The sequence below is a fragment of the Thiosulfatihalobacter marinus genome (genome assembly GCF_016019955.1).
GTDB lineage: Bacteria > Pseudomonadota > Alphaproteobacteria > Rhodobacterales > Rhodobacteraceae > Shimia > Shimia marinus_A.
This window is the reverse complement of sequence record NZ_JAECRZ010000003.1, coordinates 307,302-326,551: the sequence shown is the minus strand read 5'-3', so window position 1 is coordinate 326,551 and position 19,250 is coordinate 307,302. Positions and strand designations below refer to the sequence as shown.

Annotated in this window: 16 protein-coding genes; 12 read left to right on the top strand and 4 right to left on the bottom strand. The window is 63.3% G+C overall.

The genetic code is table 11. From position 1 onward, the window contains the following. Positions 1 to 5 precede the first annotated feature (5 nt). The gene (locus I3253_RS06850; RefSeq protein ID WP_197916894.1) at positions 6 to 779 is read left to right on the top strand and encodes a hypothetical protein; all 774 of its coding nucleotides are present in this window, start codon (positions 6 to 8) and stop codon (positions 777 to 779) included. On the opposite strand, the gene I3253_RS06845 is transcribed toward I3253_RS06850, so the two are convergent. Further along, positions 773 to 2,734: a 4Fe-4S binding protein gene (locus I3253_RS06845; RefSeq protein ID WP_197916893.1), complete on the bottom strand. Its 1,962-nt coding sequence runs from the start codon at positions 2,732 to 2,734 to the stop codon at positions 773 to 775. The genes I3253_RS06850 and I3253_RS06845 overlap by 7 nt on opposite strands. A 338-nt stretch (positions 2,735 to 3,072) precedes the next feature. On the opposite strand from I3253_RS06845, the gene I3253_RS06840 reads away from it, so the two are divergent. The 11 genes from I3253_RS06840 (at position 3,073) to I3253_RS06795 (ending at position 14,917) form a co-directional block, all read left to right on the top strand. Beyond that, the gene (locus I3253_RS06840) at positions 3,073 to 3,630 is read left to right on the top strand and encodes a DUF3305 domain-containing protein (protein ID WP_197916892.1); all 558 of its coding nucleotides are present in this window, start codon (positions 3,073 to 3,075) and stop codon (positions 3,628 to 3,630) included. Continuing rightward, a complete protein-coding gene (locus tag I3253_RS06835; protein ID WP_197916891.1) occupies positions 3,627 to 4,280 on the top strand; it encodes a DUF3306 domain-containing protein in 654 nt (217 codons plus the stop codon). Before I3253_RS06840 ends, I3253_RS06835 begins: the two co-directional genes overlap by 4 nt. After that, on the top strand, positions 4,277 to 4,885 hold the full coding sequence (locus I3253_RS06830; protein ID WP_197916890.1) for a TorD/DmsD family molecular chaperone: 609 nt from the start codon (positions 4,277 to 4,279) through the stop codon (positions 4,883 to 4,885). Before I3253_RS06835 ends, I3253_RS06830 begins: the two co-directional genes overlap by 4 nt. Before the next feature lie 53 nt (positions 4,886 to 4,938). Further along, positions 4,939 to 5,133, top strand: a complete 195-nt coding sequence (locus I3253_RS06825; protein WP_197916889.1) for a ubiquinol-cytochrome c reductase iron-sulfur subunit N-terminal domain-containing protein — start codon at positions 4,939 to 4,941, stop codon at positions 5,131 to 5,133. Between the two features lie 150 nt (positions 5,134 to 5,283). Further along, positions 5,284 to 8,178: a formate dehydrogenase subunit alpha gene (locus tag I3253_RS06820; RefSeq protein ID WP_197916888.1), complete on the top strand. Its 2,895-nt coding sequence runs from the start codon at positions 5,284 to 5,286 to the stop codon at positions 8,176 to 8,178. A 12-nt stretch (positions 8,179 to 8,190) separates the two neighbouring features. Beyond that, on the top strand, positions 8,191 to 8,784 hold the full coding sequence (gene fdh3B / locus I3253_RS06815; RefSeq protein ID WP_197916887.1) for a formate dehydrogenase FDH3 subunit beta: 594 nt from the start codon (positions 8,191 to 8,193) through the stop codon (positions 8,782 to 8,784). 128 nt (positions 8,785 to 8,912) lie between these two features. Continuing rightward, positions 8,913 to 10,100, top strand: coding sequence for a formate dehydrogenase subunit gamma (locus tag I3253_RS06810; RefSeq protein ID WP_197916886.1), 1,188 nt, complete (start codon positions 8,913 to 8,915; stop codon positions 10,098 to 10,100). Continuing rightward, the gene (locus I3253_RS06805) at positions 10,101 to 11,405 is read left to right on the top strand and encodes a c-type cytochrome (RefSeq protein ID WP_197916885.1); all 1,305 of its coding nucleotides are present in this window, start codon (positions 10,101 to 10,103) and stop codon (positions 11,403 to 11,405) included. Continuing rightward, a complete protein-coding gene (locus I3253_RS20585; protein ID WP_269648228.1) occupies positions 11,402 to 11,527 on the top strand; it encodes a hypothetical protein in 126 nt (41 codons plus the stop codon). Before I3253_RS06805 ends, I3253_RS20585 begins: the two co-directional genes overlap by 4 nt. Before the next feature lie 5 nt (positions 11,528 to 11,532). Then, positions 11,533 to 12,918 carry a sigma-54-dependent transcriptional regulator gene (locus tag I3253_RS06800; RefSeq protein ID WP_197916884.1) on the top strand — a complete coding sequence of 462 codons (1,386 nt, stop codon included), beginning with the start codon at positions 11,533 to 11,535 and terminating at the stop codon, positions 12,916 to 12,918. Then, positions 12,911 to 14,917: a sensor histidine kinase gene (locus I3253_RS06795; RefSeq protein ID WP_197916883.1), complete on the top strand. Its 2,007-nt coding sequence runs from the start codon at positions 12,911 to 12,913 to the stop codon at positions 14,915 to 14,917. The genes I3253_RS06800 and I3253_RS06795 overlap by 8 nt, the downstream gene beginning before the upstream one ends. Before the next feature lie 2 nt (positions 14,918 to 14,919). On the opposite strand, the gene I3253_RS06790 is transcribed toward I3253_RS06795, so the two are convergent. From I3253_RS06790 to I3253_RS06780, 3 genes are all read right to left on the bottom strand, one after another. Beyond that, complete coding sequence (locus I3253_RS06790) at positions 14,920 to 15,870, bottom strand: GlxA family transcriptional regulator (protein ID WP_197916882.1); 951 nt, start codon at positions 15,868 to 15,870, stop codon at positions 14,920 to 14,922. Positions 15,871 to 15,955: 85 nt separating this feature from the next. After that, positions 15,956 to 17,503, bottom strand: a complete 1,548-nt coding sequence (locus I3253_RS06785; RefSeq protein ID WP_197916881.1) for a trimethylamine methyltransferase family protein — start codon at positions 17,501 to 17,503, stop codon at positions 15,956 to 15,958. 96 nt (positions 17,504 to 17,599) lie between these two features. Then, a complete protein-coding gene (locus tag I3253_RS06780) occupies positions 17,600 to 19,165 on the bottom strand; it encodes a glucosamine inositolphosphorylceramide transferase family protein (RefSeq protein WP_197916880.1) in 1,566 nt (521 codons plus the stop codon). Between the last annotated feature and the right edge of the window lie 85 nt (positions 19,166 to 19,250).

The following is a 19,250-nucleotide window of genomic DNA, read 5'->3' as shown; positions in this document are numbered from 1 at the left end:
TGGGGATGTCGATTCAAGCCCTTCCCGACCGCCTGTTGGCGGTCCTGTTGGTCGCCCTTGCCGGGTTTGTCCTGAGCGTCGCGGAAACCCGCGCCCAAGGCAAGGGCATCACGCTGGCCGCCCCTGTCGAGATGCAGGAAAACGGCTTTCTGCAACATATCCTGCCGCGTTTCATGCTGAAACACGGGGTTCGTGTCACGCCGGTCGCGCCGGGAGCCGACGCCGATGCCGAACTGGCCGTGGGCGGGGCGGTGCCGGTCTTTGCGCAAGGCGCGCAAACCTTTGGCATCACCGCCCTGGGCGATAATCCGCATGTGGCGAAATTCTCCGACTGGCTGCGCTCGGAGATCGGCCTGCGCACCGTGCTTGGCTTTCAGCCTGACGGACAACCGCTGTATCGCGAACCTGACGTGACAGAGGTGGTGGCGGCCCCCGTGGCACTGTCCGGCAACGCCCTGCGCGGGCAGGCCGCTTCGCTGCGCGCCTGCGGGCGCTGTCATGTCATCGGCGAGATCAACCGCATGGCCGGCATCGGGTCTACCCCGTCCTTTGCCGTGCTGCGCGCGCTGGGCGACTGGCAGGAACGGTTCGAAACCTTCTATGTGCGCAACCCGCATCCGGCCTTTACCGTGATCCCCGATGTGTCGCTGCCCTTTGATCAGTCCCGGCCACCGCCCATTCATCCCATCACCCTGACCCTGGATGATCTGGACGACATCGTGGCCTTCGCGGCTGAAATCGCGCCGGCCGATCTTGGGGCGCCGATCAAGCATCAGTGATCGCGCCGCTTTGACAGATAATCGTCTGTCGTGCGGACGCGGGGGCGCTCGCCCACTGTAAACGGATTGTCTTTCTGGTGGAACTGCGCCCTGACACGGCAATCGTCACACATGCGGATCATGCGCGCGGCTTGCGAAGTGGCGAACATCGCGTGCTTGCCGGCCAGCTTTTCCTCGATCCTTTCGATGGTTGACCGCACGCCGAAAGGCTTGCCGCATTCCACACAGTCGAACGGCTCTTCCTCATGCACCACGCGCTGTTCGAACGCCGCATCGGAGGTATCGAACCGGGGTGTCAGCGTGATCGCGTTCTCCGGGCAGATCCGGGTGCACAGTCCGCATTGCAAACAGGCATCTTCTTGGAACCGCAGCTGCGGCAGGTCCGGGTTGTCGCCCAGCGCGCCCGCCGGGCACAGCGACACACAAGAGAGGCACAGGGTACAGGCATCGGTATCCACCAGCACGGCGCCATAGGGCGCCGCGTCCGGCAGCGCGATGGGCGCGTCCAGATCCGGTTGCAGCGCCTTGACCGCCAGCCGCGTCACTTGCCGACGCGTGCCCAGGGGCAGGATCGGGGCGGCCACTTCCGGCCCGGTCGCGCCGCCGTACAACAGATCGCAAAGCTGGGCGGGCTCTTGTGGTTCGATCAGCCGCAGGTGATCCGGCGCGCCGCACAAGGCCCGGGCCAGCGCCAGTTCGCTGTCCAGCGCCGTGCGCTCGGTCGTTGGCGACACCAGCACATCAACACCCACGAAACCACAGCCCAGCGCGGCCAGGAACTCGGCATGGCCAAAGCCGGACACCCGTTCCAGACCGATCGGGATCACGTCGGCGGGCAGGCCGCGTTCGAACCGGGCCGCCAGCGCGATCATCTCGGCGCCAAAGCTGTGGTCATGTACCAACAGGCGCGGGGCGCTGCCGCCCGCCGCGCGATAGGCCCCGGCCATGCCCGCAATACGCTGGAACAGAAAGTCTGCCGGTGGATCGTCATAGGTGATTGCCCCCGAAGGGCACAGCGCGGCGCAGCTGCCGCACCCGGCGCAGATCGACGGGTCAATGTCCACGTGATCGCCGTCGGGGCGGATTGCGGATGTCGGACAGACATCCAGGCATTTGCTGCACCCGGTCTGTCTTGCCCGCGAATGGGCGCATATGGCCGGGTTCAGATTCAGGTACAGAGGCTTTTCGAATGTCCCGATCAGATGCGACGCGGTCGTGATCGCGTCGCTTACGGCATCGGGGCGGTTCGGATCGGCCCTCAGATAGCCTTCGCGCTTTTCGGGCGCCGGAAACAGCGGCGCGTCGCGGCGCAGATCCAGGATGATGTCACAGATCGTCTGGCCGCCGTCACGCGGGGGGCCGAATGCCAGCGCCCCGCGCCCCGCAGGATCCACCTGCTGCAAGGCGTCGATGCGCAACGTGAAGTTGCCCAGGGCCCCTGCTGCTGTTCCGAGCTGTCCGGCAATCGTGTCAAATCCCCGCTCCATCGGCGGCTCGCTGCCGGGCTCCAGCAACACGGTCACGCTCAGGTGGTCCGAAAGCCGCCGGGCCGCGTCCAGGGCCACATCCGGGGGGCCAAGAACAAGGCACCGGCCATCGGATGTAATGTCGAATGACTTTGTGGCCGGGGTAATAAGCAGCGAATCGGACACCAGCGCAGCCATCTTCGGCCCCGCCATGGTGCCCTCATCCGACCATCCCGCCCGGTCACGCAAATCGACAAACTGCGGCTCTGGCGCGTCCAGATCGGCCGCCAGTTCGGAAAAGAAATCGCGCTCCTGCTGGCAGGCGATCACCGCGTCACCCTGGCGGATCGCTGTGGCGGCTTGCTCTGCCTGGTGCGTGCACAACCCGCTGTGCAGCTTGGAACAGGTGAGGCCCGCAACCGTGGACAATGCGTCGTGATCCACTGGCAAACTGCCTGAACAGCTGCACAATATCAATGACTTGGACATGTTTCCCCCCAAATGCCTCGCGGCGTGTCATCTGTCCCGCACCGCTCAGCAATGCAGAATTTCCCAGCCGCGTAAACCCCTGCGGCTTAGCGTGATTCGGCGAATCGACCACAGGGGAAACCAAGAGAATCGCTTGGGAATTGTGGTTTGTGGACAATCTGTCCGTTTGACCCCGCGTCAGCCGGTCAACCGGTCCAAAATGTCCAATTTGCGCATCCCAATGCGACATGGTTGCAAAAACCTTTGGCAATTCGGGCTGGTGGGTCGATCATCAGGACATAACCGCGAACCGGCATTGACTTGTGCCAGGTCGCGGAAACGGGAGGACATACGCAAACATGCGGCACGCGCCGGTATCCCTGCCTTTGGGCATCGTGATCCGCCGTACCCCATCGACCAGTCGGTGGGCGCGGTGGGCGTGGAAAGCCGTGGGTGTTCTGCCCGGTGCGGCACAGGCGGATTGGCAGGTGCTCCGGCAAGAGGGCGACGTGATCGAATTCCATGCCGCCACCGTGTCGCTTGAACTCTGGCATACCGATACCGAAGCGTACCTGACCGGCCTGGCGGCGCGCGTGCCCTCGATCGGCGTGGTAATGCGTGAAACAACCGACCGCAACGATGACCACCCTTTCGAGGTGGTGCTGGCCACGGCCTCGCCCTACGAATACCAGGATTATGCCGACAGCGGCGAGGAGTTCGTCGAACTTGTTCCCATGCCCGAAGGTCTGGTGGCCCTGATCCGCGATTTTGCACAGGAGCATCACCAAGACGAAGTGTTCGTCAAACGCCGCCGCGACAAGAAGCGAGTCGACCTTGTCGAGGACGGGCGCGGCGATCCGCGGATTTCCCAGCTGACAGATGTGTATCGCGCCCCGCGCGTACGGAGGGCAAATTGAGCGCGCGGTCTGATTTCTGGGCGCGCCGCAAGGCCGCCGTTGCCGCCGAGGCCGAGGCCGAGAGCCGTGCCGTTGCGCAGGCCGAAGCCGTCGCCGAACAGGCGTCGCTGGAGGACCGGACCGAGGCCGAGATCCTGGAGGAACTGAACCTGCCGGACCCGGACACTCTGGAACAGGGTGACGATTTTTCCGCCTTTCTGGCCAAGGCCGTGCCCGAACGCATTCGTCGCCGGGCCTTGCGCAAGCTGTGGCTGAGCAACCCGATCCTGGCCAATGTCGACGAGCTGGTCGATTACGGCGAGGACTTCACCGACAAGGCCATGGTCGTTGAGGGAATGCAGACCGCCTATCAGGTCGGCAAGGGGATGCTGAAGCATCTCACGCATGAGGATACCGATCAGGACCGGGATCACGACGAGGGCCAGAATCCGGACCAGCCAGAGGTTGAAACCGCCGCGTCGTCCGAAGGTGGATCCGAAGCTGACGCCCCCGACATGCCGTTGGAACATATCGCCCCTGCCACCGCTTCCCGGGCCCCCGTTGCCCCCCCGACCAAAGATGATACGCCCGCGCAACCACGCCGCCGCAGGCTGCGTTTTGATTTTGCCGGCAAGCCCGGCGCGACCCCAACCATGACGGAGGCGGGATGACCGACGCTGCACCCGAAACCCTGATCGCCGAAGAAGACGCGCTGCGCGCCGATCTATACGATTTTCTTTCGGCCCTTCTCGCGGGGCCGCCCGCCAAGGCATTGCTAAGTCAGGCCGCCGGGCTGACGGGGGATGACAGCGATCTGGGCAAGGCCATCGCCACGCTGGCGCGGGTGGCGAAAGTGACCAATGAAATCGGGGCTGAACGCGAGTTCAATGCCCTGTTCATCGGTCTCGCCCGTGGCGAGCTGATGCCCTATGCCAGCTATTATCTGACCGGGTTCCTGAACGAAAAGCCGCTGGCCACGCTGCGCGGCGACATGGCGGCGCTGCGCATCACCCGCGCGCCCAATGTCTACGAACCCGAGGACAACATCGCCTCGCTTCTGGAAATGATGGCGGGCATGATCCGGGGCCGTTTCGGCGCGCCGGTGCCGTTGCAACGGCAAAAGGACTTTTTCTTCAAACATATCGCACCCTGGGCCGAGCATTTCTTCTCGGATCTCGAAGGCGCGAAATCTTCGGTGTTCTATGCGCCGGTCGGCACTGTCGGCAAGGCGTTTCTGGAGATCGAGACTCAGGCGTTCCGCATGGGGGCGGACTAAGCGCGTTCAAGAAATCGCCGGGCCCCGGACCGGCCAGAACCAAGGAGGAAGCCATGGGCAAACCAACCGAAGACAAGGGCACATCGCGGCGTGATTTTCTGAAAATCGCCACCACCGCAGCGCCTGCCGCCGCGGCCGTGGCCGTGATGGCACCTGAAAGCGCCGAGGCACAGCCCGTCGATCTGTCCAGCGACAAGATGCAGGACACCGCGCATACCCGCGCCTACTACGACAGCGCCCGCTTCTGAACGCGGTTCGGGTCTCGTGGCATCACGGGACCGACGCCCGGAAACGGACACTGACACCCCCGCCCCCGACCACCGGTTGCGTGACGCCCACCGGTCGGGTCTTCGAAATCTAACCCAGCCACCCCGGAACGGGGAGCAAGGGAGGGAAACATGCTTAGGAAAAAGACCAACGGGGTTGCGCGACGCCCCCAGCGGACAAGTATCCTGTCTGCGGCAGCCGAGACAGCTGTCGATCGCCGTACGTTCCTGCGCGGATCGGGCCTCGCCATTGGCGGATTGGCCGCGATCGGTGTGACCGGCGGCACGGTAACACAGGCCCAGGCGCAGGACGCCGCGAACACGGCCGTGGACACCGTGAAATCCATTTGTACGCATTGCTCGGTCGGCTGTACCGTCGTGGCCGAGGTGCGCAACGGCGTCTGGATCGGGCAAGAGCCCGGCTGGGACAGCCCGTTCAATCTGGGCGCCCATTGCGCCAAGGGGGCATCGGTTCGTGAACATGCCCATGGCGAGCGCCGTCTGAAATACCCGATGAAGAAAGAGGGCGGCGAGTGGAAGCGCATCAGCTGGGAACAGGCGATCAACGAGATCGGCGACGGCATGATGAAAATCCGCGAAGAAAGCGGACCTGACAGCGTCTACTGGCTCGGCTCGGCCAAGCATTCCAACGAACAGGCCTATCTGTTCCGCAAGTTCGCCGCCTATTGGGGCACGAACAACGTGGATCACCAGGCCCGGATCTGTCACTCGACCACCGTTGCGGGTGTTGCCAATACATGGGGCTACGGCGCCATGACCAACAGCTACAACGACATCCACAACAGCCGCGCGATCTTTATTATCGGAGGCAACCCCGCCGAGGCGCACCCCGTTTCGTTGCTGCATGTTCTGCGTGCGAAGGAACAGAACAACGCGCCGCTGATCGTGTGTGACCCGCGTTTCACACGCACCGCAGCCCATGCCGACGAATATGTGCGTTTCCGTCCGGGTACGGATGTCGCGCTGATCTGGGGTATCCTGTGGCACATCTTTGAGAACGGGTGGGAAGACAAGGAATTCATCCGCACCCGGGTGTGGGGCATGGATCAGATCCGCACCGAAGTGGCCAAGTGGACCCCGGAAGAGGTCGAGCGCGTTACCGGCACACCCGGCACCCAGCTGCGCCGCGTGGCCCGGACCTTGGTGAACAACCGCCCCGGCACCGTAATCTGGTGCATGGGTGGTACGCAGCACACCAACGGCAACAACAATACGCGTGCGTATTGTATCCTCCAGCTGGCGCTGGGCAACATGGGTACGACTGGCGGCGGCACCAACATCTTCCGCGGCCATGACAACGTGCAGGGCGCGACCGACCTTGGTGTTCTGTCGCACACGCTGCCTGGCTATTATGGTCTGTCCAAGGGCGCCTGGGCACATTGGGCGCGCGTATGGGAGGAAGATCCCGAATGGCTTGCCGGCCAGTTCGACAGCATCACCGGCGCCGATGGCAAGGAAAAGCCCCTCCAGAATCTTACCGGCATCCCGGTATCGCGCTGGATTGACGGTGTCCTTGAAGACAAGGAGAACATGGACCAGCCCAATAACGTCCGGGCCATGGTTCTCTGGGGGCACGCGCCGAACTCGCAGACCCGTGGGGTCGAGATGAAGAAGGCGATGGAGATGCTGGACATGCTGGTCGTGGTTGACCCGTATCCCACCGTTTCCGCCGTACTGCACGACCGGACCGATGGCGTTTATCTGCTACCGGCCGCGACCCAGTACGAAACCCGCGGCTCTGTCACGGCATCCAACCGGTCGTTCCAGTGGCGTGACCGTGTTGTAGAACCTCTGTTCGAGTGCAAGACTGACCATGAAATCATGGGCCTGTTCGCGAACAAGTTCGGCTGGGCTGATCGCCTCTTCCGCAATATCGAAATGGAAGACGAAAACACCCCCAATGTTGAAAGCATTACCCGCGAATTCAACAAGGGCTTGTGGACGATCGGCTATACCGGCCAGTCACCCGAGCGGATCAAGGCCCACATGGCCAACCAGCATACGTTCGACCGCACCACGCTGCGCGCCGTTGGCGGGCCGGTGGACGGCGAATATTACGGCCTGCCATGGCCATGCTGGGGCACGGCAGAAATGGGCCATCCGGGTACGCCCAACCTTTATGACATGTCCAAACGTGTCAGCGAGGGCGGGTTGACCTTCCGTGCGCGTTTCGGCGTCGAGCGGGATGGCGACAACCTTCTGGCCGAAGGTGTCTATTCGGTCGGTTCCGAAATCCAGGACGGCTACCCGGAATTCACCATGCAGATGCTGATGGACCTTGGGTGGGACAAGGACCTGACCGACGACGAACGCGCCGCGATCGATGCGGTGGCCGGTCCCAAGACCAACTGGAAAACCGACCTTTCAGGCGGTATCCAGCGGGTTGCGATCAAGCATGAATGCGCGCCCTTCGGCAATGCCAAGGCCCGTGCCGTCGTGTGGACATTCCCGGACCCGATCCCGCTGCACCGCGAGCCGCTCTATACGCCGCGGCGCGATCTGGTGGCCGACTACCCGACCTACGAGGACCGCAAGTTCTATCGTCTTCCGACGATGTACGCCTCGATCCAGAAACAGGATTTCAGCAAGGACTATCCTATGATCCTGACTTCGGGGCGCCTTGTTGAATACGAGGGCGGCGGCGAAGAATCCCGGTCCAACCGTTGGTTGGCCGAGCTTCAGCAGGACATGTTCGTTGAAATCCACCCGCGTGACGCCAACAATATCGGGGTGCGCGATGGATCTCAGGTCTGGGTCGAAGGCCCCGAGGGCGGCAAGGTCAAGGTCATGGCGATGGTCACGGAACGGGTCGGCGAAGGTGTTGCCTTCATGCCGTTCCATTTCGGGGGCCACTTCCAGGGAGAGGATCTTCGGTCGAAATATCCCGAGGGCGCGGATCCCTATGTGCTGGGTGAATCTTCCAACACCGCCCAGACCTACGGCTATGACAGCGTCACGCAAATGCAGGAGACCAAAGTGACTCTCTGCAAGATCATGCCAGCGTAAGGAGAACAAACCATGGGAAGAGCGAAGTTTCTCGTCGACGCCGAGCGCTGCATCGAATGCAACGCTTGTGTGACGGCCTGTAAAAACGAGAACGAAGTGCCCTGGGGCATCAACCGCCGCAGGGTGGTGACGATCCAGGACGGCAAGCCGGGTGAACGCTCGATTTCGGTGGCCTGTATGCATTGTTCGGATGCGCCTTGTATGGCGGTCTGTCCGGTGGACGTGTTCTACCAGACCGAGGAGGGCATCGTGCTGCACTCCAAGGATCTTTGCATCGGCTGCGGCTATTGTTTCTTTGCGTGCCCCTTCGGCGCGCCGCAATATCCGCAGGCAGGCAATTTCGGATCGCGCGGCAAGATGGACAAATGTACCTTCTGCGCCGGCGGCCCCGAGGAAAACAATTCGGCGGCGGAGTTCTCGAAATACGGCCGCAACCGGATTGCAGAGGGCAAACTGCCGATCTGTGCCGAGATGTGTTCCACCAAGGCCCTGCTGGCGGGGGATGGCGACGTGGTGTCTGCCATCTACCGCGAACGCATTGTCGCCCGCGGCTTCGGCTCGGGCGCCTGGGGCTGGGGCACGGCCTATGAGCAAAAGGGCGGCTGACGCTGCCTGGTGTTTCGGCGGCCCGGTTTGTGGCCGCCGATGCACCCCTTTGGAATTGAATTTGACTCCCCGGTCCGTATTCCCGTCGGGAAACGGCCCTTTGAACCTTAAGACAGATCGAGGACCCGATGCGCGCTCTTCTCTGGCTCGTCATGTGCCTTGCCCTGGCGTTGCCCGCCACGGCACAGCAAACCCCAGACCGTTCCGCCACTGGCGGGGCGCAAACACTCGAAGATATCATGGCCCGTCAGCGGGGCGAAAAGATCGATGACAATTTCCGCCGGAACGCAACCGGGCAGGGCAATGTCGAGGCCCTGATCGGCGAGCTTGGCACGCGCGGCGTGGCGTCGGATTCCGAAATATACCGGGCACTGCGCTACGGATCGGCGGCCACGACCACAAATGCCAACGGCCCCGCTGTGGGGATGCTGATCCAGGACAGCGGCATGACCTGGATGGCCTTTCGCGAAGGCCCTCTGACCCGCTATGGCTTTTATGTGCTGGGCGCCATGATCGTCGTCATTGCGCTGTTCTGGCTGCTGCGCGGCAAGATCCGTATCGACGGCGAGAAATCCGGGCACAAGATCACGCGCTTTATCGGCATTGAACGGTTTGCGCACTGGACGCTGGGTGTATCCTTTATCCTTCTGGGGACAACCGGTCTGGTGCTGATCGCCGGGCGCGCCTTCATCATTCCATGGATGGGCAAAGAGGCCTTTTCCGTCGTGGCGCTGGCTGGAAAATGGGTGCACAACAACGTGTCCTGGGCTTTCATGCTGGCGCTGGTCCTGGTGTTCGTCCTGTGGGTCGCCCACAACATTCCCAACATGACCGATCTGCGCTGGATGGCCAAGGCGGGCGGATTGTTTTCCAAAGGTGTCCACCCGCCCGCGAAAAAATTCAACGCCGGTCAAAAGGTGGTGTTCTGGTCCGTTGTGCTGCTTGGATTTTCAATCTCGCTGTCCGGGCTGTCGCTGCTGTTTCCTTTTGAATTGCCGGTCTTTGCCAAGACGTTTATCGCGCTTAACGCCACCGGCCTGCCCAATCTGATCCTGGGTGCGCCGCTGCCCGAGATGTTGACCCCGTACCAGGAGATGCAGCTTGCCCAGGCCTGGCACGCAATCGTGGCTTTTGTCTTTATCGCCATTGTGATCGCCCATATCTATCTTGGGAGCGTCGGTATGGAGGGCGCCTTTGATGCCATGGGCTCGGGGGAAGTCGAGGAGCAATGGGCCAAAGAGCACCATTCGATCTGGTACGAAGAGGAAATGGCCCGCAAGACGGCCCCGCCGGAACGGGCGGCGCCCGCTGAATAGATGTGGCTGGGCGGCTTGATCCTTGGCTTCTGGCTGGTGCCCGCCCTGGCGCTGGCGGGAGAGTTCTTTACCCTCAAGGGTCACGGCGGCCCGATCCGGGATATTGCTGTATCACCTGATGGCCAGCGCATCCTGACGGCCAGCTTTGACACGTCGCTGGGCCTGTGGGCCGGCGGCGCGCCGCGTTGGTTCGAAGGCCATGAGGCCGCCGTCACCACGGTGCGGTTCGTGGACAATCTGCGCGCCGTGTCCGCCGGTGATGATTTTGCCGTGATCCTCTGGGATCTGGCCACGGGGCAGGGCGAAAGGCTGGGCCGCCACAAGGGAAAGATTCTGTCGCTGCGGGTTTCGCCGGATGGCCGTACCGTGGCCAGTGCCAGCTGGGACGGGCGCATCGGCCTCTGGCCGTTGGACGGCTCTGCACCGCGCTTTATCGATACTGGCGCCAATGTAAACGATGTGGCCTTTCTGGACGGCGGCAGGTCGATTCTGTCGGCGTCGGCGGATGGGCGCATTCGCAGCTGGGATACCATCACCGGCGCGCCGCTTCGTCTGGTCCTGTCCAACGGGTTCGGTGTGAACCGGCTGCTGGTGGACGAGGCGCGCGGCACGCTGGTCTTCGGGGCGGTGGACGGGGGCGCGCAGATCGTCGATCTGGTGACTGGCGAACTGATCAGGGATGTCACGCTGGGCCGCCGCCCGATCCTGGCCCTGGCTTCCAGCGGCGACGGCCGCTACCTCGCCATTGGTGATGGCGAAGGCTACATCATGCTGCTGGACAGCGCCGACTGGTCCGTTCACGCCGATTTCCGCGCCACCCTGCGCGGCCCGATCTGGGCGCTGGCCTTTTCCGCGGATGGCGAAAACATCCACGCAGGCGGGCTGGACGATACCCTCTATTCCTGGCCTCTGGCCGATCCGCGCGACGCGCCGAAAATGGAACTTCAGGACCGCAGTCCGGCGTCGGGCACCCATAGCGCCGCCAATGGCGAAGACCTGTTCCACCGAAGATGCGCGATCTGCCACACGCTCACCGGCGACAGCGCGCGCCGCGCCGGGCCATCGCTTGCGAACCTGTTTGGCCGCAGGGCGGGCAGTGTCCCGGATTACAGCTATTCCCAGACCCTGCAACAATCCAGGATCATCTGGAGCGCCGCGACCATCGATGCCCTTTTTGATCAGGGGCCGGACGTGTATATTCGCGGGACCAAGATGCCGGTGCAGCGCATCACGCGCCCCGGGGACCGCGCCGATCTGATCGAATATCTGAGTCACTTCAGCGAAACCAAGGAAAACCTACAATGAAAGCCTTTCTCCTGTCCTGCGTCGCCATCGTCGTAGTCGCGGTTGGCGCCTATTACGGCCTCAACGCGGTCGGCTTTTCCACCGCCGATGCCACAACCGGTGCTTCGGTACGGCTGGACTGATCCGAATGCAGCAGGCCCAGCGCAAATTCGCGCCCTCGCCCAAGGGGCAGTCGGAATTCGGTATCGGCCTGAAAACGGCATCGGTGCTGGTGGTGGACGACGAACCCGGCATCCGCAATTTCATCGTCAAGATCCTGCAACCGCTCGTGGGCCGGATCGAACAGGCCGCCAATACCGAAATCGCCTCCCGCCTGCTGGATGCCAACCATTTCGATATCGTCATCCTGGACAATGTCATGCCCGGCACCACCGGGCTTGAATGGCTGACCGAACAGCGCAGGCTGGGCTTTTTCGCCGATACGATCCTGATCACCGCCTTTGCCGATATGGACACCGCGATCGAGGCCATGCGCGCCGGGGCCGTGGATTTCGTGCTGAAACCGTTCCGGTCAAACCAGATCCTGAATGCCGTGGCACGCTGTGTCGACAAGGTGAATCTGCGCCGCGAGAACTATCTTCTGAAATATGAACTGGCCTCGGGCAATACCCAGGTGCGCGCGCGGCTTCTGGGCCAGTCGGCGGTGATCGAGAACATCCGCGCCACGCTGGAACGCGCCGCGCCGCTGCCCACGCCGATCCTGCTGACCGGCGATACCGGCACCGGCAAGGAGGTCGCCGCACGCGCGCTGCATATCATGTCGGACCGCGCGGAAAAGCCGTTCGTGCCGATCAACTGCGCCACGATTTCGGTGGAGCGCGTCGAACATGAGCTGTTTGGCCAGATCCGGCAGGATCCTGCCGGGCGCACCCTGCGTCAGGACGGGGTGTTCATGAATGCCAATGGCGGCACGCTTTACATGGATGAAATCATCGAGCTTCCGCCCCCGGTGCAGGCCGCGCTTTTGCGGGTTATCGAAAACCACCGTGTCCGCCCGGTGGGATCGGCCCGCGAGGTGCCGCTGGACCTGCGCTTCATCTTTGCCACCAACGGCAACCTGCAAGAGGCGGTGGCCAATGGCCGCTTTCGCGAAGACCTGTATCACCGCATCAACGTGCTCAATATCGCGATGCCGGTGCTGCGCGACCGCGCGGGCGATATCCGGGAACTGGCGCTGATGTTCATCCAGCAGATTTCGCGCTCGCTGGGGGTGCCGCCGCTGACGCTGACCGAAGGTGTGTTGCTGAACATGTCGCGCTATGACTGGCCCGGCAATGTGCGCGAACTGCGCAACCTGATCGAACGCTCGCTGATCGTGGGGGAATGGCCCGCTGAATTCACGTCGTCCAATTCGGGCGAGGAAATCGAGGCCGCCGACAGCCTGGCCGCGATCGAGCGCCGCCATATCCTTACCGTTCTGGATGCCTGCGAAGGCAACCGCGCCGAGGCCGCGCGGCGGCTGGGCGTGTCGCGCAAGACGATTGATCGCAAATGCGCCATGTGGAATGTCTGACCGGACCGTGACCCGCACAAGGCGCACCAATTCCGTGCGCATCCGGCTGTTGTCCATCGCGCTGCTGCCCACGCTGGTGGTGATGCCGCTGTTCTTCATGGTCACGGCGGTCAACTGGTCGTCGCGCTTTGACAACCTGCTGATCGCCAAGGTCAATGGCGAGTTGACCATTGCCCACCAATACCTGTCGCGGATCCTGGAGAACAGCGAGCTTCAGGTGCGCGCGGTGGCCAATTCGGCCGAGTTCGTGGCGCGAACGGAAACCGGTGCGCCCATCGAGATCCTTGATATGCTTGATGCACGGCGCGCCGCTCTGGGGCTGGATTTCCTGAACTACATGGCACCCGATGGCCGGGTTCTGTCCTCTCCTCGCATGGCGGGCCTGGGCGATATCGTCAAGTGGCCGGTGGTGCGCGATGCGCTGGCCGGGCAGGGAGGCGCGCAGATCGACATTTTCGCGCGTGACGATCTGATGGCCATTTCCGAAGATCTGGCCAACCGGGCCCGCATCCGCCTTGTCCCGACAGAGGCCGCCGTCCCCACCGACCGCACCGAGGAAACCAGCGGCATGGTCGTGCACACCGCCACGCCCGTGCAGGCGGGCGGCGTTCTGGTGGGCGGTCTGCTGCTTAACCGCAACCTGGAATTCATCGACACGATCAACGATCTTGTTTATCCCACGGCCAGCCTGACAGAGGGCAGCCAGGGCACCGCGACCCTGTTCCTTGAAGACGTGCGCGTGTCCACCAATGTGCGCCTGTTTCGCGACGAACGCGCCCTGGGCACGCGGGTGTCGGCGGTGGTGCGCGACACGGTGCTGGAGCGGGGCGAGGTCTGGCTGGACCGGGCCTTCGTGGTCAACGACTGGTACATTTCGGCCTATGAACCGATCGTGGACAGTTTCGGCAACCGGGTGGGGATGCTGTATGTCGGCTTTCTCGATCAGCCGTTTCGCGATGCCAAGTTCTCGACGATCCTGACATTCGCGATTGCCTTTGCCGTGATCGTGGCGATCTCGGTGCCGATCTTTCTGCGCTGGGCGCGCCAGATATTCCACCCGCTTGAACGGATGCTGGGCACCATTGTCCGGGTCGAAGGCGGCGATCTGGGCGCGCGCACCGGGGTGCACAATGCGGGAGACGAGATTGGCCGCGTGGCGGCGCAGATGGACGAGTTGCTGGACCAGATTCAGGAGCGCGACCGCGAGCTGAACCGCCGCGTCGCCGAACGCACCCGTGACTTGAAGGAGGCCAACCAGCGGCTGGAGGCGACGACCAAACAACTGGTGGTCTCTGAAAAACTTGCCGCCGTGGGCGAGATTGCCGCCGGTATCGCGCATGAGGTCAACAACCCGATTCAGGTGATCCAGGGCAATCTTGATGTGATCCGCGCCGAACTGGGCGACAAGGCCGAAGCGGTCCGCACCGAACTGCGCCTGATCGATGAACAGGTGCACACGGTGTTCCTGATCGTCAACAAGCTGCTGCAATTCACCCGCCCCGACGAATATGCCGACAGCATGGAGCATCACCGCCCGTCCGAGGTGCTGGCCGATACGATCCCGCTTGTGCAGCACCTTCTGAACAAGGCCGAGATCGATCTGGCGCTGGATCTGAACTGTGACGCCGCCATCGCCATAAACCGCACCGAACTGCAACAGGTGCTGATCAACCTGATCGTCAACGCAATTCACGCCATGCCCGACGGCGGCGCGCTCACGCTGTCGGTGCGCACGGCGGCGGAAGACGGCGCAACCGGGGTGGCCATCTGTGTTCAGGATACCGGCACCGGTATGCCGCCCAAGGTGCTGGAGCGCATTTTCGATCCATTCTACACCACCAAACAGGGCGAAGGCACCGGTCTGGGCCTGTCGATCACCCGCAAGCTGGTAGAGCTGTATTCCGGGACAATCACCGCCGACAGCATACCGGGGGAGGGAACGCGCTTTGTCGTGTGGTTCCCGCTGGAACGTGCCGATACCGGGGCGGCCGATAGCTGATGCTAGCGTAGCCTGGCCTGTTGCGCCGTGGGGGTGATGCCAAATCGCGTGCGGTAGACGCGCGCAAAATGGCCCGGGCTTTCAAAACCACAAGCCAGCGCCACCTCGGTCACGCTCTGATCGGTCTGGACCAGCAGGTTGCGCGCCCGTTGCAGGCGCAAATCCATCAGGTATTTCTTGGGTGAACAATTCAGATGCCTTCCGAACAGCCGCTCCAGCTGGCGGGTGGAAATGCCGATCTCGGCGGCGATCACCGCCGGGGACCGGGGCCGTTCGATACTGTCATTCATGATCTGGATTGCCTTGACAAGATGCGGATTGCGCATCCCGTAACGCGATTGCAGCGACACGCGTTGTTCCGCCGTACCCTCGCGTACGGCATTGTAAACCATCTGGTCGGCCACCGCGATGGCCAGGTCGTCGCCGTGGGTCTGCCCGATCAGGTGCAGCATCAGATCCGCCGTTGCGGTCCCGCCCGAGGCGGTGATGATCGGCTCATCGGCCACGAACACGCTGCTGACAAGATCGACGCCGGGAAAGTCCTCCATGAATCCGTCGTGGAAATCCCAGTGGATCGCCGCGCGCATTCCTTCCAGCATCCCCGCCTTTGCCAGGATGAACGCCGCCGAGCACAACGCCCCGATCCGCGCGCCCCGCACGCGTTCGCGCCGCACCGTGGCCAACAGATCGGGATCGAAATGGTTGTGCACATTGATGCCGGACAGAACAAACAGCCGGTCACTGGGCGGTACATCGCGATAGCGGCAATCCACCAGCGACACGATCCCGTTCGAGCAGGTGGCGCTGGCGCCATCCCCGCTGGCCAGCACCCATTCATACAGGGTTTCCCCCGTGATCAGATTGGCGATGCGCAGTGGTTCGATCGCGCAGGAAAACGCGATATGCGTGAATTCCGGAACCAGAAGAAAGGCAAATCGTTCGGGGCGATCCATGGGCGCAGATCTTTGCAAGGGGCGCGGGTTTCCACAGTCACTCTGCGCCGGAGCGTGGCATCGCGCAAGCTCTCTTGAGCACTGGTCAGAATTCCTGGTTCAACGCATCCGCCGCCGGAATCTCGCGTTCGCGCCGCGCGATATAGTCCCGCAGCGCCTCGTCCCTGGCCGGGTCCAGCAGCGGCTCTTCATAGGCATCCAGCAGGTTTCGCGCATGGGTCAGCGCGCGCGCGGTGATCTCCTTGCTGCCCTCGGCCATCCATTGTTCGATCGCGTTGTTGTCGAACATCCCGGGCATGAAAAATGCCGTCTGGAAATTGTCCTGCGTGTGCGGGTGGCCCAGGTAATGCCCGCCCGGCCCCACATCCGGCACCGCCGCCAGCGCGGTATCGAAATCGTCCCACTGCACACCCTGCGCCATGCGATAGGCCATTGCGCATTGCTCGGCATCCACGATGAATTTGGCCGTCGAACAATGCATCCCGGCCTCGTTCCAGCCGGCGGAATGCCAGATATAATTCGCTCCGGCGTGCATCACCGCGCTCAGCGTCGTGGCGCTTTCATATCCTGCCTGTGCGTCAAACGTCTTTGCCCCGCCCAACGTGTTCGACGTGCGCCAGGGCACCCCGTAATGCCGCGCCATCTGGCCGATCATGAAATTCATCAGGCTGATTTCCGGCGTTCCCGCCATCGGCGCGCCCGACTTCATGCTGACGGTTGACAGGTAGTGGCCATAGATCGCCGGGGCGCCCTTGCGGATCAGCTGGCTATAGGCCAGCGCGCTCAGCGCCTCGGCGTTCAACTGTGCCACTGACGCCGCAACAGACGCCGGCGTATTGGCCCCGCCCAGCACAAAGGGCGAGCACAGCACCGGCTGGTTGCGCCGGCAAAACGCGCGCATGGCACCCAGCATGGTTTCGTCCCAGACAAGCGGCGAATTGCCATTGATATTGCCGGTGACGACGGGGTGCGTATCGATGAAATCCTCTCCGAACAGGATGGCGCACATCGCGATCACGTCTTCGGCGTTCTTCGGGCTGGTGGTCATGCCCATGAAGGTCTTGTCGGAATGTTTCATCGACGAATAGGTGATCCGCAGATGCCGCTGGCTGATCGGATGATCGTAAGGCTCGACAATGTGATGGGCCGAAGAATGCAGCGCCGGCAACATGTGACTGAGCTTGTGAAACATCGCCAGGTCGTCCAGCGTCGGGTTGCGGCGCACATCGTCCAGGTCGCGCAGAAAGGGCGCCCCGGTCATCGGGATGAACATCGCGTGTCGCCCTCCCAGCCGCAGATTTCGGGCCGGGTTACGGGCCGTATAGGTGAAATCCGACGGGATCGTCGCGATCAGGTCGCGGATCAGCCCCCGGTCGGGAAAGACGGTCTCGCCGATCACCCTGGCCCCGGCGCGGCGCCAGTCGTCCAGCGCGATATCGTCGCGGAACACCACGCCCACGTTTTCAAGAATATCCATCGAGGCCGCGTCGATGCGTTCTACCTGCGCGCCGGACATGATCTCGCAATGGGGCAGGGTGTTTTCCAGGCCGGGCAGCATCGAAAAATCATGGGCGGTACGCACAGCACGACGAGCGGCGCGCCCCCCGGCGCGGCGGCGGGAATCCAGGGCCATAGGCTCTCTCCAGATGTTGAGTTGATGCCAGTCTAGGCCGCGTGTCCATGCCGCCACTGACCGGAAACCGAACTGGCGATGCAGGAAACGACGCCGCTAGATGGCGTGTTCCCAGACCACCAGTTCGTCGCTGACGGCCACGCGGATGGCCCCGGCGCCGCACGCGGCTTCAAGGCGGGGTGGCGGGGGCAGGGTGCTTTGCGTGAACCGGTCCGGGGTCAGCGTCATGGCGTATGGCGTGATCCCGCCGCCCGGTGCACGCGCACAGCGCAGCAACCTGCCTTGCCAATGAAACACCGCCCCCACGGTCTCGCCAACACCGTCCCGCGCGGTGATGCCCGGCCCGTCCGCGTTCACCGGATGGGCCTGCCAGGTGCCGTTGACCGGGTCGTCCGTGTGAAACAGGGCAAGATAGCGATAGCTGCCGTCGCTGAACGGGCTTTCCATCGCCGTGATCAGCCACCAGCGCCCGTCATGCCCGAAAACGCTGCTGCCCCGGCACGAAACATTGTTCACCACGGTTTTCCATTGCCGCCACTTTCCGGGAAAATCGTCACACCGCCAAAGCGTAACGTCGCCCCGTCCCTGTGGCTCTGTCACCGCACATATCCTGCCTTCATGGTGAAAAACCGCCGCCAGACCGGCCAGCGGCACCGGCTGCGCATTACCATCGGGCAACGAAACGGCGACCGATCCGGCCCCTTCCCGCAGCAAGACATGGCCGGGTGCCAAAACCGGATGCGACCATGGTGTCCCGGCGGGTAGCGGTACTTCATACTGCCCGCCATCGCGCGTCTGTACGGTGATGCGCGTTGCCGCCGCCGGTGTACGGGCGCGCGCGCGGGCCGCGCGCCGATGCGCGGCCTGATCCGCCACCTTGTAAACGCGCCAGTAAAGCCGCGCCAGCGGATCGCACCAATGGGGCAGGCCGGGTTTGACCTTGTTGCGCGTGGACAGGAACCGCGCCGGATTGCCCGAGCTGATATCCACGTCGCGTTCGGGCAGCACGATCTCGCCCTTGCAGACCGGCCCGGCCAGCAGCGCGTTCAGCACCGCCTGATCGTTCATGTGCCGGGGAATGCTGTTGGGCGGGCACAGCACGTCCTCATGCGTAGCCCAGTCCGCCCAGCTGTCGATCAGGGCACGCATTTGCGGGTTGCCCGCGTCAAACCCCAGGAAACAGGCGACGCATTCGCGCATCCCCCATGTCCATCGCGGGGTGCCGATCCGTTCCAGGATGGACGGGTCACAACGCTCCTGCAACGGGGCTTGCCCCCGCAGGATGTAGAACCCGTGGCGGCGCACATGGTCCAGCATCGCGTCAGGCGCTCCGCGCGGCAGGTTGGCGCTGTCGCTCCAGATCACCGGGCCGCCTGCCTCGGCCATCACCTCGCGCAGGATATGGGGCTTGAACGCATAAGATCCACTGGACGGCACATAATGCGGTGGCAGATCCTCAAGCGGCAGGCGCCGCCACTCTGCCCAGCCGAACCGGGCTTGCAGATCGGCCACCTGCGCGGGTGTCATGCCCATGTCGAAAACAATCCAGCGCGCACCGGTGTGCCAGCCGATGCGCGCGACACCGCGCAGCTGCTGATACAGGCAGCGCGCGAACCCCGCATCGGCGCCGGTCACGAAAATAGCGTCATTGGGCCTTTGCATTGGCGGGGTCCAGCGGTTAATTGCTCTGGACCCATTTAACCGGTGCCGGGCGCGATTGGCCAGTTGCCAAGCCCACGCGCCACGA

Excerpts from the sequence above, each read along its gene's own strand:
- I3253_RS06780 (WP_197916880.1), bottom strand. The coding sequence starts at position 19,165 with ATGCAAAGGCCCAATGACGCTATTTTCGTGACCGGCGCCGATGCGGGG.
- I3253_RS06805 (WP_197916885.1), top strand. The coding sequence starts at position 10,101 with ATGTGGCTGGGCGGCTTGATCCTTGGCTTCTGGCTGGTGCCCGCCCTG.
- I3253_RS06840 (WP_197916892.1), top strand. The coding sequence starts at position 3,073 with ATGCGGCACGCGCCGGTATCCCTGCCTTTGGGCATCGTGATCCGCCGT.
- I3253_RS06790 (WP_197916882.1), bottom strand. The coding sequence starts at position 15,870 with ATGGATCGCCCCGAACGATTTGCCTTTCTTCTGGTTCCGGAATTCACG.
- I3253_RS06845 (WP_197916893.1), bottom strand. The coding sequence starts at position 2,734 with ATGTCCAAGTCATTGATATTGTGCAGCTGTTCAGGCAGTTTGCCAGTG.
- I3253_RS06800 (WP_197916884.1), top strand. The coding sequence starts at position 11,533 with ATGCAGCAGGCCCAGCGCAAATTCGCGCCCTCGCCCAAGGGGCAGTCG.
- I3253_RS06785 (WP_197916881.1), bottom strand. The coding sequence starts at position 17,503 with ATGGCCCTGGATTCCCGCCGCCGCGCCGGGGGGCGCGCCGCTCGTCGT.
- I3253_RS20585 (WP_269648228.1), top strand. The coding sequence starts at position 11,402 with ATGAAAGCCTTTCTCCTGTCCTGCGTCGCCATCGTCGTAGTCGCGGTT.
- I3253_RS06825 (WP_197916889.1), top strand. The coding sequence starts at position 4,939 with ATGGGCAAACCAACCGAAGACAAGGGCACATCGCGGCGTGATTTTCTG.
- I3253_RS06795 (WP_197916883.1), top strand. The coding sequence starts at position 12,911 with ATGTCTGACCGGACCGTGACCCGCACAAGGCGCACCAATTCCGTGCGC.
- I3253_RS06850 (WP_197916894.1), top strand. The coding sequence starts at position 6 with ATGTCGATTCAAGCCCTTCCCGACCGCCTGTTGGCGGTCCTGTTGGTC.
- I3253_RS06820 (WP_197916888.1), top strand. The coding sequence starts at position 5,284 with ATGCTTAGGAAAAAGACCAACGGGGTTGCGCGACGCCCCCAGCGGACA.
- I3253_RS06830 (WP_197916890.1), top strand. The coding sequence starts at position 4,277 with ATGACCGACGCTGCACCCGAAACCCTGATCGCCGAAGAAGACGCGCTG.
- fdh3B (WP_197916887.1), top strand. The coding sequence starts at position 8,191 with ATGGGAAGAGCGAAGTTTCTCGTCGACGCCGAGCGCTGCATCGAATGC.
- I3253_RS06810 (WP_197916886.1), top strand. The coding sequence starts at position 8,913 with ATGCGCGCTCTTCTCTGGCTCGTCATGTGCCTTGCCCTGGCGTTGCCC.